At 35.7% G+C, this 280-nt stretch carries 1 pseudogene; it reads right to left on the bottom strand.

What is annotated here, in order from left to right:
- A pseudogene (locus ACFIMU_RS08755) lies at nucleotides 1-225 on the bottom strand (hypothetical protein); the annotation flags it as partial.
- Nucleotides 226-280: the final 55 nt, after the last annotated feature.

Raw genomic sequence — 280 nt, 5'->3', positions numbered from 1 at the left:
TTCAGACTTAACGGAAAACAGTGTGCGATGCTTTGGGACTACAGAAAAGAGTAAACTATCTTCCGCACCTGAGAAACAAGCGGCTGCTAATGTAATACACAACAAATAAGTGGCGTAAGCAAAATATGCATAATTCATAAAAAGAGCTAAAAAACCGCAAAGAAAGAAAAACAGCCCAGTATAAATAATGCGCTTACTTCCATAAACATCTGATAATAAACCCAAGGGGACTTCTAAGATCAAAGGAAGCAATAAAAAATAACTCCCGATTAAAACAATA

Origin of the sequence: Bartonella sp. AC70YNML, from assembly GCF_042196545.1 — a bacterium.
Classification (GTDB): Bacteria; Pseudomonadota; Alphaproteobacteria; order Rhizobiales; family Rhizobiaceae; genus Bartonella.
This window is presented reverse-complemented; position numbering and strand designations above follow the sequence as displayed.